General features: G+C 54.2%; 16 protein-coding genes. 9 read left to right on the top strand and 7 right to left on the bottom strand.

Features of this window, described 5'->3' with window-relative positions:
• Positions 1–72: 72 nt before the first annotated feature.
• Positions 73–2,178, bottom strand: coding sequence for a TonB-dependent receptor (locus tag G8770_RS00805; RefSeq protein ID WP_167180756.1), 2,106 nt, complete (start codon positions 2,176–2,178; stop codon positions 73–75).
• 249 nt (positions 2,179–2,427) lie between these two features.
• Here G8770_RS00805 and G8770_RS00800 point away from each other — a divergent pair, with 249 nt between their 5' ends.
• The 7 genes from G8770_RS00800 to G8770_RS00770 all read left to right on the top strand — a co-directional run bounded on the left by G8770_RS00800 (position 2,428) and on the right by G8770_RS00770 (position 10,756).
• A complete protein-coding gene (locus G8770_RS00800; protein ID WP_208021966.1) occupies positions 2,428–3,786 on the top strand; it encodes an MATE family efflux transporter in 1,359 nt (452 codons plus the stop codon).
• A 238-nt stretch (positions 3,787–4,024) separates the two neighbouring features.
• Positions 4,025–5,608: a peptide chain release factor 3 gene (locus G8770_RS00795; RefSeq protein ID WP_167180752.1), complete on the top strand. Its 1,584-nt coding sequence runs from the start codon at positions 4,025–4,027 to the stop codon at positions 5,606–5,608.
• Between the two features lie 211 nt (positions 5,609–5,819).
• Complete coding sequence (locus G8770_RS00790; RefSeq protein WP_208021965.1) at positions 5,820–6,410, top strand: 1-acyl-sn-glycerol-3-phosphate acyltransferase; 591 nt, start codon at positions 5,820–5,822, stop codon at positions 6,408–6,410.
• 190 nt (positions 6,411–6,600) lie between these two features.
• Entirely contained in the window at positions 6,601–8,157 is a 1,557-nt protein-coding gene (locus G8770_RS00785; protein WP_167180749.1) for a phospholipase D-like domain-containing protein, read from the top strand.
• Positions 8,158–8,242: 85 nt separating this feature from the next.
• The gene (locus G8770_RS00780; protein WP_167180747.1) at positions 8,243–9,004 is read left to right on the top strand and encodes a TSUP family transporter; all 762 of its coding nucleotides are present in this window, start codon (positions 8,243–8,245) and stop codon (positions 9,002–9,004) included.
• A 68-nt stretch (positions 9,005–9,072) separates the two neighbouring features.
• Complete coding sequence (locus tag G8770_RS00775; protein ID WP_167180745.1) at positions 9,073–9,459, top strand: hypothetical protein; 387 nt, start codon at positions 9,073–9,075, stop codon at positions 9,457–9,459.
• A 232-nt stretch (positions 9,460–9,691) separates the two neighbouring features.
• Complete coding sequence (locus tag G8770_RS00770) at positions 9,692–10,756, top strand: AI-2E family transporter (RefSeq protein ID WP_167180744.1); 1,065 nt, start codon at positions 9,692–9,694, stop codon at positions 10,754–10,756.
• Between the two features lie 62 nt (positions 10,757–10,818).
• On the opposite strand, the gene G8770_RS00765 is transcribed toward G8770_RS00770, so the two are convergent.
• Positions 10,819–11,166, bottom strand: coding sequence for a hypothetical protein (locus tag G8770_RS00765; RefSeq protein WP_167180742.1), 348 nt, complete (start codon positions 11,164–11,166; stop codon positions 10,819–10,821).
• A 300-nt stretch (positions 11,167–11,466) separates the two neighbouring features.
• On the opposite strand from G8770_RS00765, the gene G8770_RS24290 reads away from it, so the two are divergent.
• A complete protein-coding gene (locus G8770_RS24290) occupies positions 11,467–12,135 on the top strand; it encodes a class I SAM-dependent methyltransferase (RefSeq protein WP_279537067.1) in 669 nt (222 codons plus the stop codon).
• Positions 12,136–12,260: 125 nt separating this feature from the next.
• Here G8770_RS24290 and G8770_RS00755 read toward each other — a convergent pair whose 3' ends face one another.
• On the bottom strand, positions 12,261–13,538 hold the full coding sequence (locus G8770_RS00755; RefSeq protein WP_167180739.1) for an aspartate aminotransferase type Ic: 1,278 nt from the start codon (positions 13,536–13,538) through the stop codon (positions 12,261–12,263).
• 349 nt (positions 13,539–13,887) lie between these two features.
• Entirely contained in the window at positions 13,888–14,097 is a 210-nt protein-coding gene (locus G8770_RS00750) for a bacterioferritin-associated ferredoxin (RefSeq protein WP_167180737.1), read from the bottom strand.
• A gap of 440 nt (positions 14,098–14,537) precedes the next feature.
• Between G8770_RS00750 and G8770_RS00745 the strand changes: the two genes are divergently transcribed.
• A complete protein-coding gene (locus G8770_RS00745) occupies positions 14,538–15,143 on the top strand; it encodes a peroxiredoxin (RefSeq protein WP_167180735.1) in 606 nt (201 codons plus the stop codon).
• Between the two features lie 96 nt (positions 15,144–15,239).
• Here the strand turns inward: G8770_RS00745 and G8770_RS00740 are convergent, their stop codons facing one another.
• The 3 genes from G8770_RS00740 to pyrC all read right to left on the bottom strand — a co-directional run bounded on the left by G8770_RS00740 (position 15,240) and on the right by pyrC (position 17,472).
• Positions 15,240–15,671 carry a thioesterase family protein gene (locus tag G8770_RS00740; RefSeq protein WP_167180733.1) on the bottom strand — a complete coding sequence of 144 codons (432 nt, stop codon included), beginning with the start codon at positions 15,669–15,671 and terminating at the stop codon, positions 15,240–15,242.
• A gap of 71 nt (positions 15,672–15,742) precedes the next feature.
• On the bottom strand, positions 15,743–16,417 hold the full coding sequence (gene rnt / locus G8770_RS00735) for a ribonuclease T (RefSeq protein WP_425049673.1): 675 nt from the start codon (positions 16,415–16,417) through the stop codon (positions 15,743–15,745).
• An 11-nt stretch (positions 16,418–16,428) separates the two neighbouring features.
• The gene (gene pyrC, locus G8770_RS00730; RefSeq protein ID WP_167180731.1) at positions 16,429–17,472 is read right to left on the bottom strand and encodes a dihydroorotase; all 1,044 of its coding nucleotides are present in this window, start codon (positions 17,470–17,472) and stop codon (positions 16,429–16,431) included.
• Positions 17,473–17,667 lie beyond the last annotated feature (195 nt).

Raw genomic sequence — 17,667 nt, 5'->3', positions numbered from 1 at the left:
TGACTTCTGCTGCCCGTGGCGAGCTTTAGCGTCGTCCATTGCCCGGAGGTAGCTTGAGCTCCGGGATCTGGCTTACCAGTGGTAGGTCAGGCCCAGTATGGCGCTGCGACCGGTGCCATACAGTCGCTCACCGACGGCGATGTCCTCGTTGCCCCTGACGCGGTTGTAGCCGGCCAAGTGATCCCGATAGCGTTTGTCGGCCAGGTTATCGATCCCTGCCCGCAGTTGCAGGGCGTCACTCAGGTCATAACTGGCGGACAGGTGCAGCACGCCATAGCCACTGGTTTTGGCTTCGCGATTGTAGTCCGAGACGTGGGGTTGTTGGTCAAACATTTCGCTGACCAGTCGGACGCTCCACTGGTCCTGCTGATAGTTCAGGGCGATCCGGTGGTTGAGCGGGGCGATTCGGTACAGGTCGTCGTCGCTGTCGGCGCGCTGGCCCCTGATGTAATTCAGACTGCCGGACAGCGACCAATGCGGGTTGAGCTGCAGCCCGTAAGTTAGCTCTCCGCCGTACAGCCGGGCGTTGATGTTGTTGTATTGCAGGGCTGGATTGCCACTGCTCATCATGGCGGCAAACATGGCTACCGCATTGTCGATCATCATATTGCCGCTGGCCTGGTAGAGGGTACCCTGAATGTAGTCATCCACCTCGCGGTAGAAGGTCTGCAGCGAGAGGTAGCCGTCTTCAGTGCGGTAGTCGAGACCCAGATTCAGTTCCCTGGCGGTTTCGCTCTCCAGATCCAGATTGCCCAGATAAGTGTAGCCGTCCGCCAGCCCGCCAGTGGCTTGCAGCGGCAGCCATAAATAACGCTCCTGATAGGACGGCGCTCGCTGTTTGTGGGAGAGGCTGGCGTTTACGCTGAGCGTGTCACTCAGCTGGTAGGCCATTTTCAACACCAGGTCCCGATTGTGATCGGTGAGGTGGCGCTTGCTGTTGTTAAAGGCCATCGCCAGCATGTTGGCCATAGTGGTCATCATGCCCATGTCCATCATGCCGCTCACGCCCGCGCCCAGGAACGCACTCACTTCACCGGCTGCCATCTCAACACGGTTGAAGCGAGCGCCCAGCTCCCAGCTCAAAGCCCCGCGGGATTGCTGCCACTCGGCAAACACGCCGCTGATGGTGCGTTCGGCATGGTTGAAATTCTGGATTTCAAACAGGGCCATGTCAGGATTGGTGAGTAAGGCATGGTGCGTCGTGTCTGAATAGTCGGTGCCGATTCGGATCAAGCTGTTGTCCAGCGTCCGGGTTGCCATCAGTTTGTGCGCCACCTGGCGACCGGTGGCGTTTGTTTGCCGTGGGCCCATCACCGGTTGCGGACGCAGGCTGAAGTTGTCCATGGTGTGGTCAATGTCACTGTAGCTGCTGTGCCAGGAAAGCAGCATGTCAAAGGCTTGGGTCGAGGCATCGACGCTGGCCAGGTCGCTGTCAATGGCGGTGATGTCCATTGGCAGCGCCGGGGTTCCCGAGTCTCCGGTGTTGTTTTGGCCCAGTTTGATATTCACTTCGGTGTCTTGCTGGCGGTAGCCGTAAAAAACATCGTGGCGGCGGCGTTCATAGCGGGTGCTGTCGATGTTGCCGCCGGCGAAAATACTGTCCTCGGCGTGATCGTAGCTGCCACTGAAGCCCGCCTTGTAATTCTGGTTGGCGCCAATAATCTGCAGGCTGGAACTGCTGCCGCGATTCTGGCTGTGCCAGTTGGTGTGAATCCGGCCATTGAGGTCGGCGGCAGCGCTGTCCGTGAATTCGCCCTGGTAGCTGGTTGCAGCGATGTGACCGCCCAGGGTTTCCTGGCCCTCACTGACGGAAGCGGTTCCGCGGACGATTGCCAGACTGGCCAATTGGGATGCCGGAATGTAGGACAGGGGGGTGTCCATCGCGTTGGGGCCACCGCTGCCAATACTGGCGCCATCAATGGTTACGTTAACCCGGTCACCGGATGACCCCCGGTATTGAGCAATGCCTGTGAGTCCGCCATTGCGATTGACGGCTGCGCCAGCTAGGGCCTGCAGCGCGGAGGCCGTGTCGGCGGCGTGGATGTCAGCCGTCGTGGCGGTGTGATGGACGGCGAAAGGCCAGATGCTTTCTTCCACTGAGACCGTGGGCAACGCGTCCGCGAAGACGGGCAGCTGGGTGAGCACCAGAGCGCTGGCAAGCAGGTGGCGTTTATACATTAGCAGGTTGCGTTTATAGATTAACAAGGAGGCCCCCAGGAAATCGGTAAACCTAAGGCGGTATACCGGCAAATAAAAAAAGCTGTTTTTAATGGGGGTTATGGTACTGATACCCGGGGGGGCTCGCGATGTGACACATTGTCGCAGGCTGTGCAGTCCATGACGGCAAACTGTGTTTTAATAGCGCCCAATTTCATGCCGGCGCGGAGTCAGGCCTGTGCGGCCATCAACCTTGTTTACGGATCTCTTGTGAAACAATCTGTCTCATTTACCGAAGGCCCTGTGGGGCGACAATTGACGCTGATGGCACTGCCGATGGTGTGGGGTCTGCTGGCGACCATGTCGTTCAATGCGGTGGATACCTTTTTTGTCGCGCAGCTGGGCAGTGATGCCTTAGCCGCCATGAGCTTTACCTTTCCCGTGGTCATGTTGGTGACCAGTATGGCCATCGGGCTCGGGGCGGGGACTTCGTCTGTGATGGCTCGACGCCTGGGGCAAAGGGATCTTGAAGGGAGTCGCGAGCTGGCGGGCGATACGTTGCTGCTGAGCTTTGTTCTCTCTTTGTTGATGATGGGCCTGGGCTTGGCGACGATAGAACCGCTGTTTCTGCTGCTCGGGGCCGACGCGACCTTGATACCGCTGATTTCCGAGTACATGACGGTTTGGTACCTCAATACCCCGTTTGTCATTATGCCGATGGTGATGTCGGCCATGATGCGCGCCACCGGTAATAACAAGTTTGCCGGTATGCTGATGCTGGTGTCAGCGCTGGTGAATGTGGCTCTCGACCCCTTGCTGATCTTCGGCTGGGGCGTCGTGCCGCGGATGGAAATTGCCGGTGCCGCCTGGGCAACGCTGATCACCCGGGTGGGGATGGCCGTCGCGTCTTTATACTTTGTCACCCGGCACCTGGGCTTGATGACCTGGCCCAGCCGTCACTGGGGCACGCTCAAGCTGTCCTGGCGCTCCATTTTGCATATTGGTCTTCCGGCCATGACCTCCAACATGATCATCCCCCTGGCGGGCGGGATTACCGTGGCGCTGGTGGCCGCTCATGGGGTGGATGCCGTGGCCGGCTTTGGGGTCGCGATGCGTATCGAACCGGTGGTGTTGATTGCTTTTTACGCGGCGTCTGGTGTCATTGGCCCGTTTTTGGGGCAAAACATGGCCAATGAATACCATGCACGTCAAGATCAGGTGCTGGCGTTTGTGTTGCGTTTTTGTTTGTTGTTTGGGTTGGGTCTGACGCTGTTGATGTGGTTGCTGGGCGCGACAGTGGCGGCCTGGTTCAGTGATTCGCCGGCGGTGATTGCGGTTGCCGTTGCCTATTTAACCCTCGTTCCCGTGAGTTACGGCTGTGCCGGTTTGGTCATGGCCGTGAACGCCGCCTTCAATGGCCTGGGGTTTCCCGTTCCCGCCATGGTGATTTCGGTGCTGCGGGTCTTGGGGCTGTACCTGCCTCTGGCGTTGATTGGCCAGACGGTCTGGGGGGTAAACGGGTTGTTTGCGGCCACGGCGCTGTCCAACATCATCATGGCGGCCTGGGGTTACCGATGGTTGCGCCGTTATTTGTACCGGGTGCAGAGCAGCGCCGGCGGTGCTCAGTAAGCCGCGCCCGCTACAGTCAAGCCTGCGACATCGACCAGAGAGCCGCTGATCGCGGGTGGTCAGCGCTGGTCCCGGTCATTGGGCTTGAGTTGATGGCTCCATTGAGGCCTGGCGACGGGTTATTTGAGCAGACTGGGCAGCGGTGATTGTGTATCCGGCAGCGATGCGCGAAAATAGCCGGCTTTACTGATGCGTCGAGCACTAATGCTTCGCCCTGAATTGAAAAGAACCCAGATTCATGTCAAATGCTTCATTCCTGCAGGAAGTCGGCAAACGCCGTACCTTCGCGATTATCTCCCACCCGGATGCCGGTAAAACCACCATTACTGAAAAGCTGCTGCTGTTCGGCAACGCCATTCAGCTGGCGGGCTCCGTAAAAGGCAAACGTGGGCCTCACGCCAAGTCCGACTGGATGACCATGGAGCAGGAGCGAGGCATCTCGGTAACCTCGTCAGTGATGCAGTTCCCCTATAAAGGCCGTATCGTTAACCTGCTGGATACCCCGGGGCACGAAGACTTCTCTGAAGATACCTACCGCACCCTGACGGCGGTGGATTCGGTCTTGATGGTCATTGATGGGGCCAAAGGTGTGGAAGACCGGACCATCAAATTGATGGAAGTTTGCCGATTGCGCGACACCCCGATTTTATCGTTTGTGAACAAAATGGACCGCGATATTCGCGATCCCATTGATGTCATGGATGAAGTGGAATCGGTGTTGAAAATTGCTGCCGCCCCCATCAATTGGCCACTGGGCATGGGGAAAGAGTTTAAGGGAGTGTATAACCTCTACACCGATACCATCCATGTGTTTCAGCAGGGGATGGGACATACCATCAACGATGATGTCCAGATTCAGGGGCTTGACAGCGATGAAGCCACGACCCTGCTGGGTGCTTATGCCGATGACATTCGGGAAGAAATCGAGTTAGTGCGCGGTGCCACCCACGAATTTGATGTCGAGGAATACCTGGCAGGGCGTATGACGCCAGTATTTTTCGGGACCGCGCTGGGTAATTTTGGTGTGCGTGAAATGCTGGATGGTTTTGTGGAATACGCTCCGCCACCCCTCGCTCGGGACACCATTAACCGATCGGTTGCCTCCACCGAAGAAAAGTTCAGTGGCTTTGTGTTTAAGATTCAGGCGAATATGGACCCGAAGCACCGCGACCGGATTGCGTTTATGCGGGTGTGTTCTGGCAAGTATTCCAAAGGCATGAAAATGAAGCACGTGAGATTGGGCAAGGATGTGAAGATTGCCGATGCGGTGACCTTCCTTGCCGGTGATCGCAGTCATGTGGAAGAGGCGATTTCCGGGGACATCATTGGCCTGCACAACCACGGCACCATTCAGATTGGCGATGCCTTTACCGAAGGCGAAGACCTGAAGTTTACTGGAATTCCTCACTTCGCTCCGGAGCTGTTCAGAAAAATTCGTTTGAAAGACCCGCTCAAAACCAAGCAATTGCAAAAAGGTTTGCAGCAGTTGTCGGAAGAGGGTTCCACTCAGGTCTTCTTCCCCGAGCGTTCCAATGACATTGTGGTGGGCGCGGTGGGGGTGCTGCAGTTTGAAGTGGTGGCCTACCGGTTGAAAGACGAATATAAAGTCGAAGCCATCTATGAACCGGTGAGTGTTAATACGGCACGCTGGGTTGATTGCGACGATGAAAAGAAATTCGAAGAGTTTAAGCGCAAGTGCGTGGATAACCTGGCCATTGATGGCGGCGGTCATCTGACCTATCTCGCTCCAACGCGGGTGAACCTGGCGTTAACCGAAGAGCGTCATCCTGAAGTGCGTTTCCGGGCTACCCGGGAACATTAAGTACCATTCACTGCGAGTCAGAAGCTTGCCGCGGCATTCGTTTACAGCGATATGTCGCCAGGTTTCAGCCGGCAATGATTGAGAACGCAGAAGCCTGGTGAAAAGAAAAACTGCTTCTACATAATAACTTTCACCAGAAAAAAGAGAGAGTGAAAACGGCTTGGTTGAGGAACCAGCTTCAGCCGACACCGTTTTAAAGATAGGTTACCGCATGACGATCGAATCCACGATTCCTGAGAATATGCCTCAACGAAAGGCAGGCATGTCCCAAAAGTTTGGCCGCTTTATGCTGCGACTGATGGGCTGGAAACTGACCGGTGAGCTGCCCAATGAACCCAAGTTGATGGTTATTTTGGCACCGCACACATCGAATTGGGATTTTATTTTGGCGGTCAGCGTGCTGCTGGCATTAAATTTAAAAGTTTCGTTTATGATGAAAAAGGAAGCTTTTTTTTGGCCGTTTAAAAACATGTTCATGAATTTTGGGGCCATTCCCATTGACCGCAAGCAGGCCACTGACGTGGTGGGTCAGGCCGTCGGCTGGTATCGCGATCACGACCAAGTCTGGCTGGGCATCACACCGGAAGGTACCCGCAGCAAAGTCTATTCCTGGAAAACCGGCTTTTTGCGTATTGCCTATGATGCGGACGTGCCTGTTATGCTGGTGGGCATGAATGCCCCCGAGAAATCGATTATTATCGATAAAGTGGTGCGGGCAACGGGAAACCATGAACTTCAGGCCGAAGAGATCCGTCAGTATATGAATGACAAGTTCGTCGGGATTAACCCTCAAAATCAATAATCTATACTGAGGGAGTCTCCTGAAATGGTAATCAGCTCATGACTCCCGGATTTTGCACTCTCAACTCACCCGCACAACCCTTATCAGCGCACTTGCCTTTGCGCAGAGTTTTCAACCCAGAGGCTCTGCGTTTACCGCCGGGTTTCAGCGGTTTGTTGCCCTACCGGCCTGGTGGCCAGGAGGCGCGGCGATGAATGCTGACCCGTCCGGCTTTTACCAATACCTGATTTCATGCCATCCTTTCCGAGCGCTGTTACCTGTGACCCTGCTGATGCTGGCGATGGGGTGCTCGTCGTTAAAGCTGGACGTGCTTGCGCCGGAATATACACCTGCAGCAGCTCCCAACGATCTCTGGGACGAGTTGGCCGCGAGGCGACAGGGGGATTGGCAGGTTCTATTAAGTGATGGTGGCCTGTCTCTGGATTGGCGTTTACTGGCCATTGATTCCGCTACCGAGAGCATCGATTTACAAACCTTCCTCTGGAGTCATGACGTTGTGGGTTCGATGGTGATGGATCATTTGATTCAAGCCGCTGATCGGGGGGTACAGGTTAAGTTGCTCATTGACGATACCTTCCTTGCGGGAGATGACGCAGCCACCCTGGCGCTACATGAACACCCCAACATTGAGTATCGGATTTACAACCCTTACAAGCGGCGGATGAACGGGCTTGTGATCAGGACGCTGGTGAACTTGACGGAGTTTCACCGGCTGGATCACCGCATGCACAATAAGGCCATGATTGTGGATAACCGCGTTGCCATTGTCGGTGGCCGCAACCTGGCGGATGAGTATTATGGCCTCCACGGGTTGGCAAATTTTCGGGATATGGAGCTATTGGTCGGTGGGAGCATAATTACCGATTTGACGAGAAGTTTTGATCAATATTGGAACGATTTGTGGTCGCTGCCGGTTGAGCGGCTGTCTCATGTCACTGAGGCTCCTTTTGAGTTGGAGCAGTCGCGTCAGGTGACTGTCGAAAATACCCATCTGCACCGGGAGGAGTCTGACAGCGTTCGCAAAAAACGCTGGTTGCAATTGGTCGACGGCGCTTATTCCGGTGAGGTTGTACTCTATGTGGATGTGCCAGCCGGTGACAATCCTGCCGACTCAGACAGTGCACCGGTTCAGGTGGCCAATGAAATCATTGCATTGTTCGATCAGGCTGAGGAAGAAATATTGATCATCTCTGCTTACCTGATTCCCACCATTGACCTTGAAGGCGCTATTGAACGTGCGGTTGATCGGGGCGTTCGCATTCGTATTCTGACCAATTCCTTGCGCTCCAACAATCATCTTGCGGCGCACAGCGCCTACCGCAATCACATTCACACACTCATGTCTCACGGGGCAAAGTTGCATGAGGTGCGCGCTGATGCCAAGCAGCGTTTTCTCTATATGTTCCCCCCGACGGATAGCAAAAGTCTGGCATTGCATGCCAAAGTACTGGTGATTGATGACGATAAAGTCTTTATTGGCAGCGCCAATCTGGACCCTAGATCCCTTAAGTTAAATACGGAAATGGGGCTGTTGGTGAAAGATCAAGCTCTCAACAAAGCTGTTCGCTCCAGTGTTGAGCCAGATTTTACCAAAGCCAATGCCTGGCACCTTGAGTTGAATGAGCGTGATCAAGTGACTTGGGTTTCGGATGATCTGGTGTTAACGTCTCAGCCAGCAAACTCATTTATGCAGCGTATTGAGGACTGGTTTATTTCTCATATGCCGGTTGTTGAAGGGGAAATGTAATTTTTGAGATACGAGATACCCCAGAGTGCCCTCTGGCTGCACTCTTCAGCAGTTGTGTAATGAGGAAGGTTGAGAGTTTGATGGCATGTTGATGTTGGATCTGTCGGTGGGGATGTTTGTGTTTCTCACGATCATAGGCTTTGTGGCGGGCTTTATCAGTGCCATAGCCGGCTCGGGGGGATTGATTGTCTTACCTGTTTTACTGGCGGCGGGCATACCGCCATTGAATGCCCTGGCGACCAACAAGTTTCAAAGCGTGTTTGGCACCTTGTCTTCAGCACTCAATTTTTTGCGCAAAGGACACATTGACCTGGGCAGCATGAAAGCCTCGCTGGTGTATGCTTTTGTTGGTGCGGTCTGCGGTACATTGATTGTGCAGCAACTCGATTCTGAAATGCTGGAAATGATGCTGCCTTATCTGCTGATTGGGTTGGCGCTGTACGTTGCGATATCGCCTCGAATGTCTGATGAAGACAGCGTGCCTCGCTGGCCAGCAAAGCGCTTTGATGCACTCATCGGCGGTGGCATCGGTTTCTATGGCGGTTTTCTGGGGCCTGGGATGGGGTCTTTTTATGCGGTTGCCTTTTCTTCGCTGAGGGGGTTCAATCTCCGCAAGGCGACCGCCCACACCAAGCCATTGGTGTTGATCACCAATACCACTTCCATGGTGATCTTTATTCTTGCTGGGCAGGTGGTGTGGGGGCTGGCCATTGCCATGGCGGCAGCACAATTCATCGGTGCCCGCCTGGGGTCACAACTGGTCATCCACAAGGGGGCCGCGTTGATTCGACCGGTACTGGTGGTGGTTATATTGGTGCTGGCCCTGAAACTCCTGATATTTCCTTGAGGTCTTGATGTTTCCATCTGTCCCCGGGTTTGCCGTCGTTAACCGAAAACATTGTCGGAAAGTTGCCTGTGCTGTTGCTCACTTCAATCCTGTTTAGCGTCGTAATCTGTGCCCTGGTGATGGCGCTGTTGATGTGGGTGAAAACACCTCATTACCAGGTCAGTACCGAAGACGTCCAGAGGTTGCTGGAATGGATGCTTCTCGGACAGGCAACGGAGAACGATTGGCGGGTTTTTTGCGGTTATCCCATACGCAGTGATCCTTTCCTTGAGCGCATACGCCAGCGGTGTGTGGAAATTGATGAGGTGAGTTTTATGGGTGAAGGGCGCCGTACCGGTTTTTTACTGGATCAACGCGGGATGGAGCAAATCGGCGAGTTGTTGGAGCAAGTGCAGCAACATCAAAAAACCTCAAAACACACGACACTGAAAAAGCCTGGACTGAAAGGCGACTAACGTCGGCTTTTTGAGCAAAGGTGGATGCCTTTATGGCGGCGCCTGAGACGGCCTGACTCCGCTGCCGGAATCCTTTCACTGGGTGTTGCCAGTTAGCTCCCCGGATCATTTTTGCAGAACAAGTATCCAGTTCCACAACTTGGAAACCGAAAAGATGTCAGCGCCAGCCAGCAGCTGATATGCTGGGCTGCTTTAACGTCTGTGATTGGTTCAAGTTAAGGAAATCTTTTTTATGGCATTACAAGATACCCCGGTAGCGCGCTTTCTGATAGTGATGGCGGCGTTTGTGATTGTGATTGCCGGTATGCGTGCGGCGGAGTCGGTTCTGATCCCGTTTTTACTGTCACTGTTTATTGCAATGATTTGTACTCCGCCCTTCGCGTGGTTGAAGAAAAAAGGCATTCCCAGCTGGCTGGCGTTATTGATTATGTTGTTGGCCATCGTCGGGATTGGCTTTCTGGTGGGTATGGTGGTGGGCTCTTCGATCAACGAGTTTAGGGAAGACCTGCCTCAATATCAGGAGCGTTTACAGTTTCTTAGCTTGCAGTTGCAGGAGTTATTGCAGGGCAGGGGTATTGAGTTGCCCAATCAAATGTGGAAAGAGGTCTTTAACCCCAATATTGCTTTGGCGTTTGTGGGCAATACTCTGGCTTCCTTCGGCAACGTCATGACCAATGCGATTCTGATTTTACTGACCGTACTTTTTGTTCTCGCAGAGGAGGTTCGTTTCAGCGATAAAATGCTGAGCGCGCACCCGGAGGCAGAGCGAGCCGTGACCGTCCTGAAACGTTTTACTCACAGCGTCAACCAATACATGGCCATCAAAACCAGTTTGAGCCTGCTCACCGGTTTTCTGGTGATGGGGTGGGTGTGGTGGCTGGGGGTGGATTACCCGGCGCTCTGGGGGTTGTTGGCTTTTCTGCTGAATTTTATTCCCAATCTGGGCTCCATCTTGGCCGCCGTACCGACGGTGTTACTGGCTCTGATCCAGCTGGGGGTTCCCGACGCTGTTTTGACCGCGGCAGGCTACGTTGCCATTAACATGGTGGTTGGTAATCTGCTGGAGCCGCGTATTATGGGCAAGGGTCTGGATCTGTCGACGCTGGTGGTATTCCTGTCTTTGGTGTTCTGGGGCTGGGTTTTCGGGCCGGTGGGTATGCTGTTGTCGGTGCCATTGACGATGATGGTCAAATTTGCACTGGAAAGCCTGGAAGGAACTCGTTGGCTGGGGGTTATGTTGGGGTCAGGAAAGGATATGGGCTTGACAGAAAACGTCAGTTCACCTGAGTTGCTGTGAGCTTGTTCGACGAGGGGTGAGTTCTTGGTGGGAGTTGCTTTGATACCGTTGCTGCGCGACGGTTAAAATTGATAAAAAAACCGCAGCTGCAGGTAATCGTCGGTGACGTCGGCTTGATAGTTCAATTCACTGAACTGCAGCTTGGACCGTTTGTGATCGTCTTTGTCACCGTAGGAGCCTGTCAGGCGCTGCAGGTCTTCTTTGGTGAGGCGAATCAAATCTTCATCGGCCAGATAGGCGTAGGGCATGGGTTTGCCCGCCTGGCTGTGAGCTTGTTTCAGGTATTGAATCCATTCGCCTTCCAGGCTGTTGTCGGCATGTGCAGAGACAGTGAGGCAGAGCAGGCCCGCCAATAACAGGCAGCTGGGCAACCGCGTGAAAACTCGTTTCAGGCTGTTACATGCACACATAGGGATGACCGATCCTTCTGGGAATATGATGACCCTTCAATTCTGTCTAACATTAGAACCAAATACTGTTAAACAGTTACTCTTTTTAGATCATTGAGCTATAGATTTTGGGCACTGAAAGCTGGATTGAATAAGCTGGGGGCCGTCAGCATCCCTCTCCATTGTGTGTTGGTGATTGAATTTTGAGGCGGAGTTAGGGTTATAATGCTGGCTTTTATGCTTTTCCGGCTAGCAGACAGACGCAGACGCTTGGTGTTGTGATGCCTGTTTTGTTCAGCCTGTGCCAAGGAATCTACCAGATTGATCAGTTCAACGCTTACGGACATTGTCCACGAAATTTTACCCACTGCGCGTATTGAAGCCCTGGATCTCGAGAACGGCACTGGCATCAAACTCTATTTGATGAACAAAGACTATCCGCAGGGGCAGCTGCCTCAGGAAGCGGCTTTGAGGTTAATGGACCAGCCATATTACTGGGCTTTTTGCTGGGCTTCCGGGTTGGTGTTGTCAGAGTACATCGTGGCGAATCCCGACTTGGTGGCGGGCAAGCGGGTGGTGGATTTTGGGTGTGGCTCGGGAGTTGTGGCGATAGCCGCCGCCAAGGCGGGAGCCGCGGAAGTGGTTGCCTGCGATATCGATCCGGTGGCTATGTTGGCGACTCGGGAGAACGCCGAGCTGAACCAGGTGACGTTAACCTACAGTGATGACTTTGACCACATCGACGGTTCGGTGGACCTCATCATCGTTGCAGACGTTCTCTACGATCGGGATAATTTTCCCTGGCTGTCCCGCTTTGTCGATCGTGCGGGCGAGGTTCTGATTGCGGATTCGCGAGTGAAGAACTTTGATTTTCCACCCTATCGTCAAATTGATCGCCGTTCCGGCTGCACCATGCCGGACCTGGATGAGTCCGCAGAATTTCGCGATGTCAGAATCTATCAGGCGGCTACAGAAGCTGCGTGTCTTTAACCGCCTTGAACGAACCGGCAGTGGCAAAGCGGTAGGTTCGAGGACCGCCAATAAAAATGGCTGCCCCGGGGCAGCCATTTTGACGCTTTTGCTTGAAGGTGGGGCCGGTTAAGGTCCCGGGCCGATTAGGCGGCCAGCTTGCTGCGCACAGAGGCTAATTTGACACACACTTCAAACACTTTCATGGCCTGATCCACTTCTTCCACCGTGGGCACGGTGGGCGCCAGGCGGATATTGCGATCCTGGGGGTCCTTGCCGTAGGGGAAGGTGGCGCCGGCGGGGGTGAGTTTCACGCCTGCGTCAGCGGCTAATTTAACCACGGCTTGAGCGCAACCAGGCAGGGTGTCGAATGAGATGAAATAACCCCCCACTGGCGTTTCCCAGGTGCCCAGTCCGGTGCCGTCAAAAGCGCTGCTCAGGTTTTCCAGTACCGAATTGAAGCGAGGCTGAATGATGGCTGCGTGCTTTTTCATGTGCGCGCGCAATGCCGTCATGTCCGGCAGCAGGCGAGCGTGGCGCAACTGATTCACTTTGTCAGGACCGATGGTGCAGCTGGCCAGAACCTGTTGAAAGCCCGCCAGGTTTGCCGGCGAGGCGGCCATGAAGCACACGCCTGAACCCGCATGGGTAATTTTAGAGGTCGAGGCGAATTGCAGCACGCTGTCTTCAGTGTTGTGCTTGCGACAGGCGTCCATAATGTTGGCCAGCTCGGGTGGGTTTTCGACCAGGTCGTGAACAGCGTAGGCGTTGTCCCAAAACACCCGGAAGTAAGGGTTGGCGATGTTGGCCAGCTGGGCGATGCGCTCCACCGTTTCGTCGCTGTAAACCACACCGGTAGGGTTCGAGTACTTCGGCACACACCACATGCCAACAATCTGCGGGTCAGCTTTGATCATGGCTTCGACCTGGTCCATGTCCGGGCCCGTCGACAGCATGGGAACGGTGACCATGTCGATGCCCAGCTGCTCGCACACAGTAAAGTGACGGTCATAACCGGGGACCGGACACAGGAACTTGACCTTGCCTTGTGTTTTCCAGGCGCTATCAGCACCTTGCAGGCCGAATTCGTGGGCAAACAGAACGGTTTGGAACATCAAGGTCAGGCTGCTGTTGCCACCGACCAGAACTTCACTGGTATTGACTTGCAGGACATCGGCGGCAAATTGCTTGGCTTCTTGAATGCCATCGAGGCCACCGTAGTTGCGCACGTCCGTGCCGTCAGCCGCGCGATAGTCACCGTCGAGGATGCCGTCGAGCGCATCTGACAGGTTCAGCTGTTCAGCCGACGGTTTGCCGCGGGTCAGGTCCAGGTTGAGAGATTGGTCTTGCAGGCTTTGGTATTGGTTCGCCAGTTCTGCTTCCCATTGTTGAAGTTGTTCCGGAGTCGCTTGATCCAAATTCAAGGTTTTATTCCTCAAGGTGTTGCCAGCCCCAGAGTGGGGATGTGGCGGACAGAAATCGGCGCGCATTATACCTGTTCTTGTCCGGCTATAGAAAGCATTAGCTGTTGGATGGTCAATCTCTGGCCAACAGCTCATGGCAGGAAAACACTGTTGATTGGGGTTGCCGGATGAGCTGCGGGTATTCAGTGAGCGGTGGCGTGCGGGTTATTGAATGGCTGATTGGGGGGCGCCACCTTTTGGGTTTGGACCTTCAGGGCCCCAGGAGTGATAATCGGGGCCGCAGAGATGACACAAGGGGTAGCAGAAATGTCTGCGGATTGGTGCGTCTGGATGACGCGAGGTGTAGCGTTCAGTTGACCGCGTAAAACAGGTTTTCCTGTTCCTGGGTCGTTGGCACCGAGAGCGTCTCTTCGACAATTTGCTTGGTCATGATGCCGCACTTGCCGCACTGGCTCATAACACCCAGTTGCTTGCGCACTTCACGCAGGCTGGAGGCTCCACCAAAGACAGCATCCTTGATTTGATTGTCGGTGATACCTTTACAGAGGCAAACGTACATGACTCGTATATCCAACAGCTGAGCCCCAAAGGGCGTTAATCACAGAGCTATCAAAGCGATAGCGTTTGTTTATGGGTTGATAGTAGTGCTAACGAGAATTGTTGTCAACAACAATTGAGACTGTTTCCCATTAACTATCTTTTGGTTGTAAAACGCACCATTTGTTGGGTAGTTGGGCATAAGAAGTTGGTAGTGTGACGGCATGTTTGCTGTAATCAGAGCGATATAAAAAATTAATGGGACAGGGCGGATGGGCTGTGTATTATAGCCAGCAGCTATTGAGGCGTTAGAAATTCATAGGTTGATATTTGACTGCCTGCGGTCACAATGTTGAACCTGTTAAGACCCTCTGGCCGAATTTGTCGGTAGCAGTTTTCCTGACTGCTGCTAAGGTTACATACCGTAATTGCATTGCTCTAAATAATGAAGGGAGATTTATCATGGGCGTATTAGTTAGCAAGCCAGCACCAGATTTTACCGCAGCAGCCGTACTGGGCAGTGGCGAAATCGTAGATTCATTTACTTTGTCCGAAGCCATTAAAGGTAAAAAAGCGGTTGTCTTTTTCTACCCACTGGACTTCACCTTTGTGTGCCCTTCTGAGTTGTTGGCGTTTGACCACCGCTTTGAAGAGTTCCAGAAGCGTGGTGTTGAAGTGATCGGTGTTTCCATCGATTCCCAGTTCAGTCACAACGCATGGCGTAACACTCCCGTTAACGAAGGTGGTATTGGTCCCGTCAAATACACCTTGGTGGCTGACACCAAGCACGAGATCTGCCAGGCATACGACGTTGAATTCGCTGACGCCGGTGTTGCTTTCCGCGGCTCTTTCCTGATCGACGAAGACGGTGTGGTTCGTCACCAGGTGGTTAACGATCTGCCACTGGGACGTAACGTTGACGAGATGTTGCGTATGGTTGACGCGCTGGCTTTCCACCAGGAGCACGGTGAAGTGTGTCCCGCTGGTTGGAAGGAAGGCGATAAAGGCATGACTGCTTCCCCGGACGGTGTTGCGGCTTACCTGAGCGAGAACGCTGACAGCCTGTAAGAGGCTTGGGCGTTCGCTGCGAAAAAAGCCACCTTCGGGTGGCTTTTTTGCGTTTGGGGTTCGGTCATTTGCAGGGCTTTACTGGTGTGGAGTCTGTCAGGGTTTGACGTTGTCGGGCAGCAGATTGATAAACCCCTGAGGAATTGGTGACACTTTCCCCGCCTGGTTGATAAACACAAAGCCAGTTTTGGCGAGGGTTACGAGGGTCTTGTCGGTTTTGGTGACACGAAAAATGATATCCCCGCCGTAGGCGTTGAAGTCCATAAACCCCAGTTCGAAATGCAGCACTTCTTCCGCAAAACTTTCCGCCCGGTAGGAGGTGACCAGATCGGTTACCACAATCCGGTGGTTGTCGATGTTTTCAAGGTTGACCTGCAGGTGTTGAAAGAAGCTGTAACGGGCCGATGATATCAGCGAGATCATCTGGTCGTTGCCTACATGGCCTCCGGTATTTAAATCGGTGTAGCGAATTTGCATACTGGTTTTGTAGATGAACTGTTCGGGCAATTCCAGTTGTACGCGAGCCATGTGGCGGTCTCTTGCGGCGGTCGGGGTTGTGTCGTCGGGCGGATGAGTTTTTTTCAGCCGCCTCGCTGGTGTTAAGCTTCGGGCTGTTCGAGTAACGGCCAGCCGCCCAGCTCTTGCCACCGGTTGACAATCAGGCAGAACAGATCGGCTGTTTTTTCGGCGTCGTAAGCTGCGGAATGCGCTTCGCTGTTGGAAAATTCGATGCCGGCAATCTGGCAGGTTTTCGCCAGTACGGTTTGCCCAAAGGCCAGGCCGCTGAGGGTGGCGGTATCGAAACAGCTGAAGGGGTGAAACGGGTTGCGTTTGATTTCACAGCGGTTGGCGGCAGCGTTGACGAAGCCCAGGTCAAAATGAGCGTTGTGGGCAACCATCACTGCACGGGTGCAGCCATGCTCCTTAACGGCTTTGCGGATGCTTTGGAAAAGCTCCGGTAGGGCCATCATTTCCGGAAGTGCGGGGCGATCCGGGCACTCAAGATTGATGCCGGTAAAGTCCAGGGCAGACTGCTCTATATTGGCCCCTTCGAAGGGGTCAATATGGAAGTCAAAAGTCTCGTGTCGATGCAGCAATCCGTTTTCATCCATGCGCAGGGTGACGGCAGCCACTTCCAGCAGGGCGTCGGTATCGCAGTTAAAGCCACCGGTTTCGACATCCACGATCACGGGTAAAAAACCTCGAAAGCGTTTCGCTAATGGGGATTTTGCGGTGTCGGAGTCGGACTCGACTACGGGTTCCAGAATGGTCACAGATAGGGTCCTTAAGCGGTGCGCTTCCAGTGAATGGTTTCGCCAGCCAGCAGTGGCGCGAGAATGTCGTCGCCCAGAGGCAGGGTTTCAGGGATTTGCCAGTCCGTTCTGGACAGGGTAATGGTGTCGTTATTGCGAGGCAAACCGTAAAAATCGGGCCCGAAAACGCTGGCGAAGTTTTCCAGCTTGTCCAGGGCATCCGCATTGTCGAAGGCCTGGGCGTAGAGCTCGATGCCGTGGAAAGCGGTGTAGGCACCGGCGCAACCGCAGGCTGCTTCTTTTTTGTCGCGTGCGTGGGGGGCGGAGTCAGTGCCTAAAAAGAATTTAGGGCTACCGCTGGTGGCAGCCTGAATCAGGGCCTCCTGATGGATGTTGCGCTTCAGGATGGGCAGGCAGTAATAATGTGGGCGGATGCCGCCGGCCAGCATGTGATTGCGATTAAACAGCAGGTGGTGAGCGGTAATGGTGGCGGCCACATGGTTGCTGGCAGAGGCGACGAATTCGGCGGCATCTTTGGTGGTGATGTGTTCCAGTACCATTTTGAGTTCCGGAAACTGCTCTTCCAGATTGACCAGGGTGCGATCTATAAAGGCCTTTTCCCGATCAAAAATATCGATGTCGCTGTCCGTGACTTCGCCGTGCATCAGAAAGCGCATGTCGTGTTCTTGCATGGCTTCCAGGGCGGGGTAGACTTTTTTCAGGTCCGTGACGCCCGAGTCTGAATTGGTGGTGGCGCCAGCCGGGTAGAGTTTACAGGCCACGACGCCGGCCTGGCGGGCTGCTGCAATCTGTTCGGGGGTGGTGTTGTCTGTCAGGTAGATCACCATCAGCGGCTCAAAGGCGGTATTGGCGGGAATCTGTGCCTGAATGCGTGACTTGTACTCCAGGGCCTGGGCTGCGTTCATTACAGGCGGTACCAGATTGGGCATGATGATGGCGCGACCGAAGGTTTTGGCGGCATCAGCAACCGTGCTGGAGAGCGCTGCACCGTCGCGCAAGTGGATGTGCCAGTCATCGGGACGCAGAAGGGTTATGGTGGATGGTTTCTGGGTCATGATTGGCTCCTGAATGCAGTCGGTGAAGCGGTGGCAGGCACTTTGGCGGCTCTCTTTAAGGCGGTTGGCGGGCCAAAGTGGCGGGCAAATTTTGATTTAGGTCAGCTACTGTGTAAGCAAGTGCCAAATCCGGTGGCGCATCCTACCGAAAAATGGTTCTAATGGACAGGATTGCCACGCCTGCTGTTAAGCATA

The organism is Pseudomaricurvus hydrocarbonicus (genome assembly GCF_011602365.1).
GTDB lineage: Bacteria > Pseudomonadota > Gammaproteobacteria > Pseudomonadales > Cellvibrionaceae > Pseudomaricurvus > Pseudomaricurvus hydrocarbonicus.
Note: the sequence above shows the minus strand (reverse complement) of the source record. Positions and strands in the feature narration are given on the sequence as shown.

What these genes read in the sequence shown, in the direction of transcription:
- G8770_RS00805 (WP_167180756.1), bottom strand. Translation starts at nt 2,178, where the DNA reads ATGTATAAACGCCACCTGCTTGCCAGCGCTCTGGTGCTCACCCAGCTG.
- G8770_RS00795 (WP_167180752.1), top strand. Translation starts at nt 4,025, where the DNA reads ATGTCAAATGCTTCATTCCTGCAGGAAGTCGGCAAACGCCGTACCTTC.
- G8770_RS00790 (WP_208021965.1), top strand. Translation starts at nt 5,820, where the DNA reads ATGACGATCGAATCCACGATTCCTGAGAATATGCCTCAACGAAAGGCA.
- G8770_RS00785 (WP_167180749.1), top strand. Translation starts at nt 6,601, where the DNA reads ATGAATGCTGACCCGTCCGGCTTTTACCAATACCTGATTTCATGCCAT.
- G8770_RS00780 (WP_167180747.1), top strand. Translation starts at nt 8,243, where the DNA reads ATGTTGATGTTGGATCTGTCGGTGGGGATGTTTGTGTTTCTCACGATC.
- G8770_RS00770 (WP_167180744.1), top strand. Translation starts at nt 9,692, where the DNA reads ATGGCATTACAAGATACCCCGGTAGCGCGCTTTCTGATAGTGATGGCG.
- G8770_RS00765 (WP_167180742.1), bottom strand. Translation starts at nt 11,166, where the DNA reads ATGTGTGCATGTAACAGCCTGAAACGAGTTTTCACGCGGTTGCCCAGC.
- G8770_RS00750 (WP_167180737.1), bottom strand. Translation starts at nt 14,097, where the DNA reads ATGTACGTTTGCCTCTGTAAAGGTATCACCGACAATCAAATCAAGGAT.
- G8770_RS00745 (WP_167180735.1), top strand. Translation starts at nt 14,538, where the DNA reads ATGGGCGTATTAGTTAGCAAGCCAGCACCAGATTTTACCGCAGCAGCC.
- G8770_RS00740 (WP_167180733.1), bottom strand. Translation starts at nt 15,671, where the DNA reads ATGGCTCGCGTACAACTGGAATTGCCCGAACAGTTCATCTACAAAACC.
- pyrC (WP_167180731.1), bottom strand. Translation starts at nt 17,472, where the DNA reads ATGACCCAGAAACCATCCACCATAACCCTTCTGCGTCCCGATGACTGG.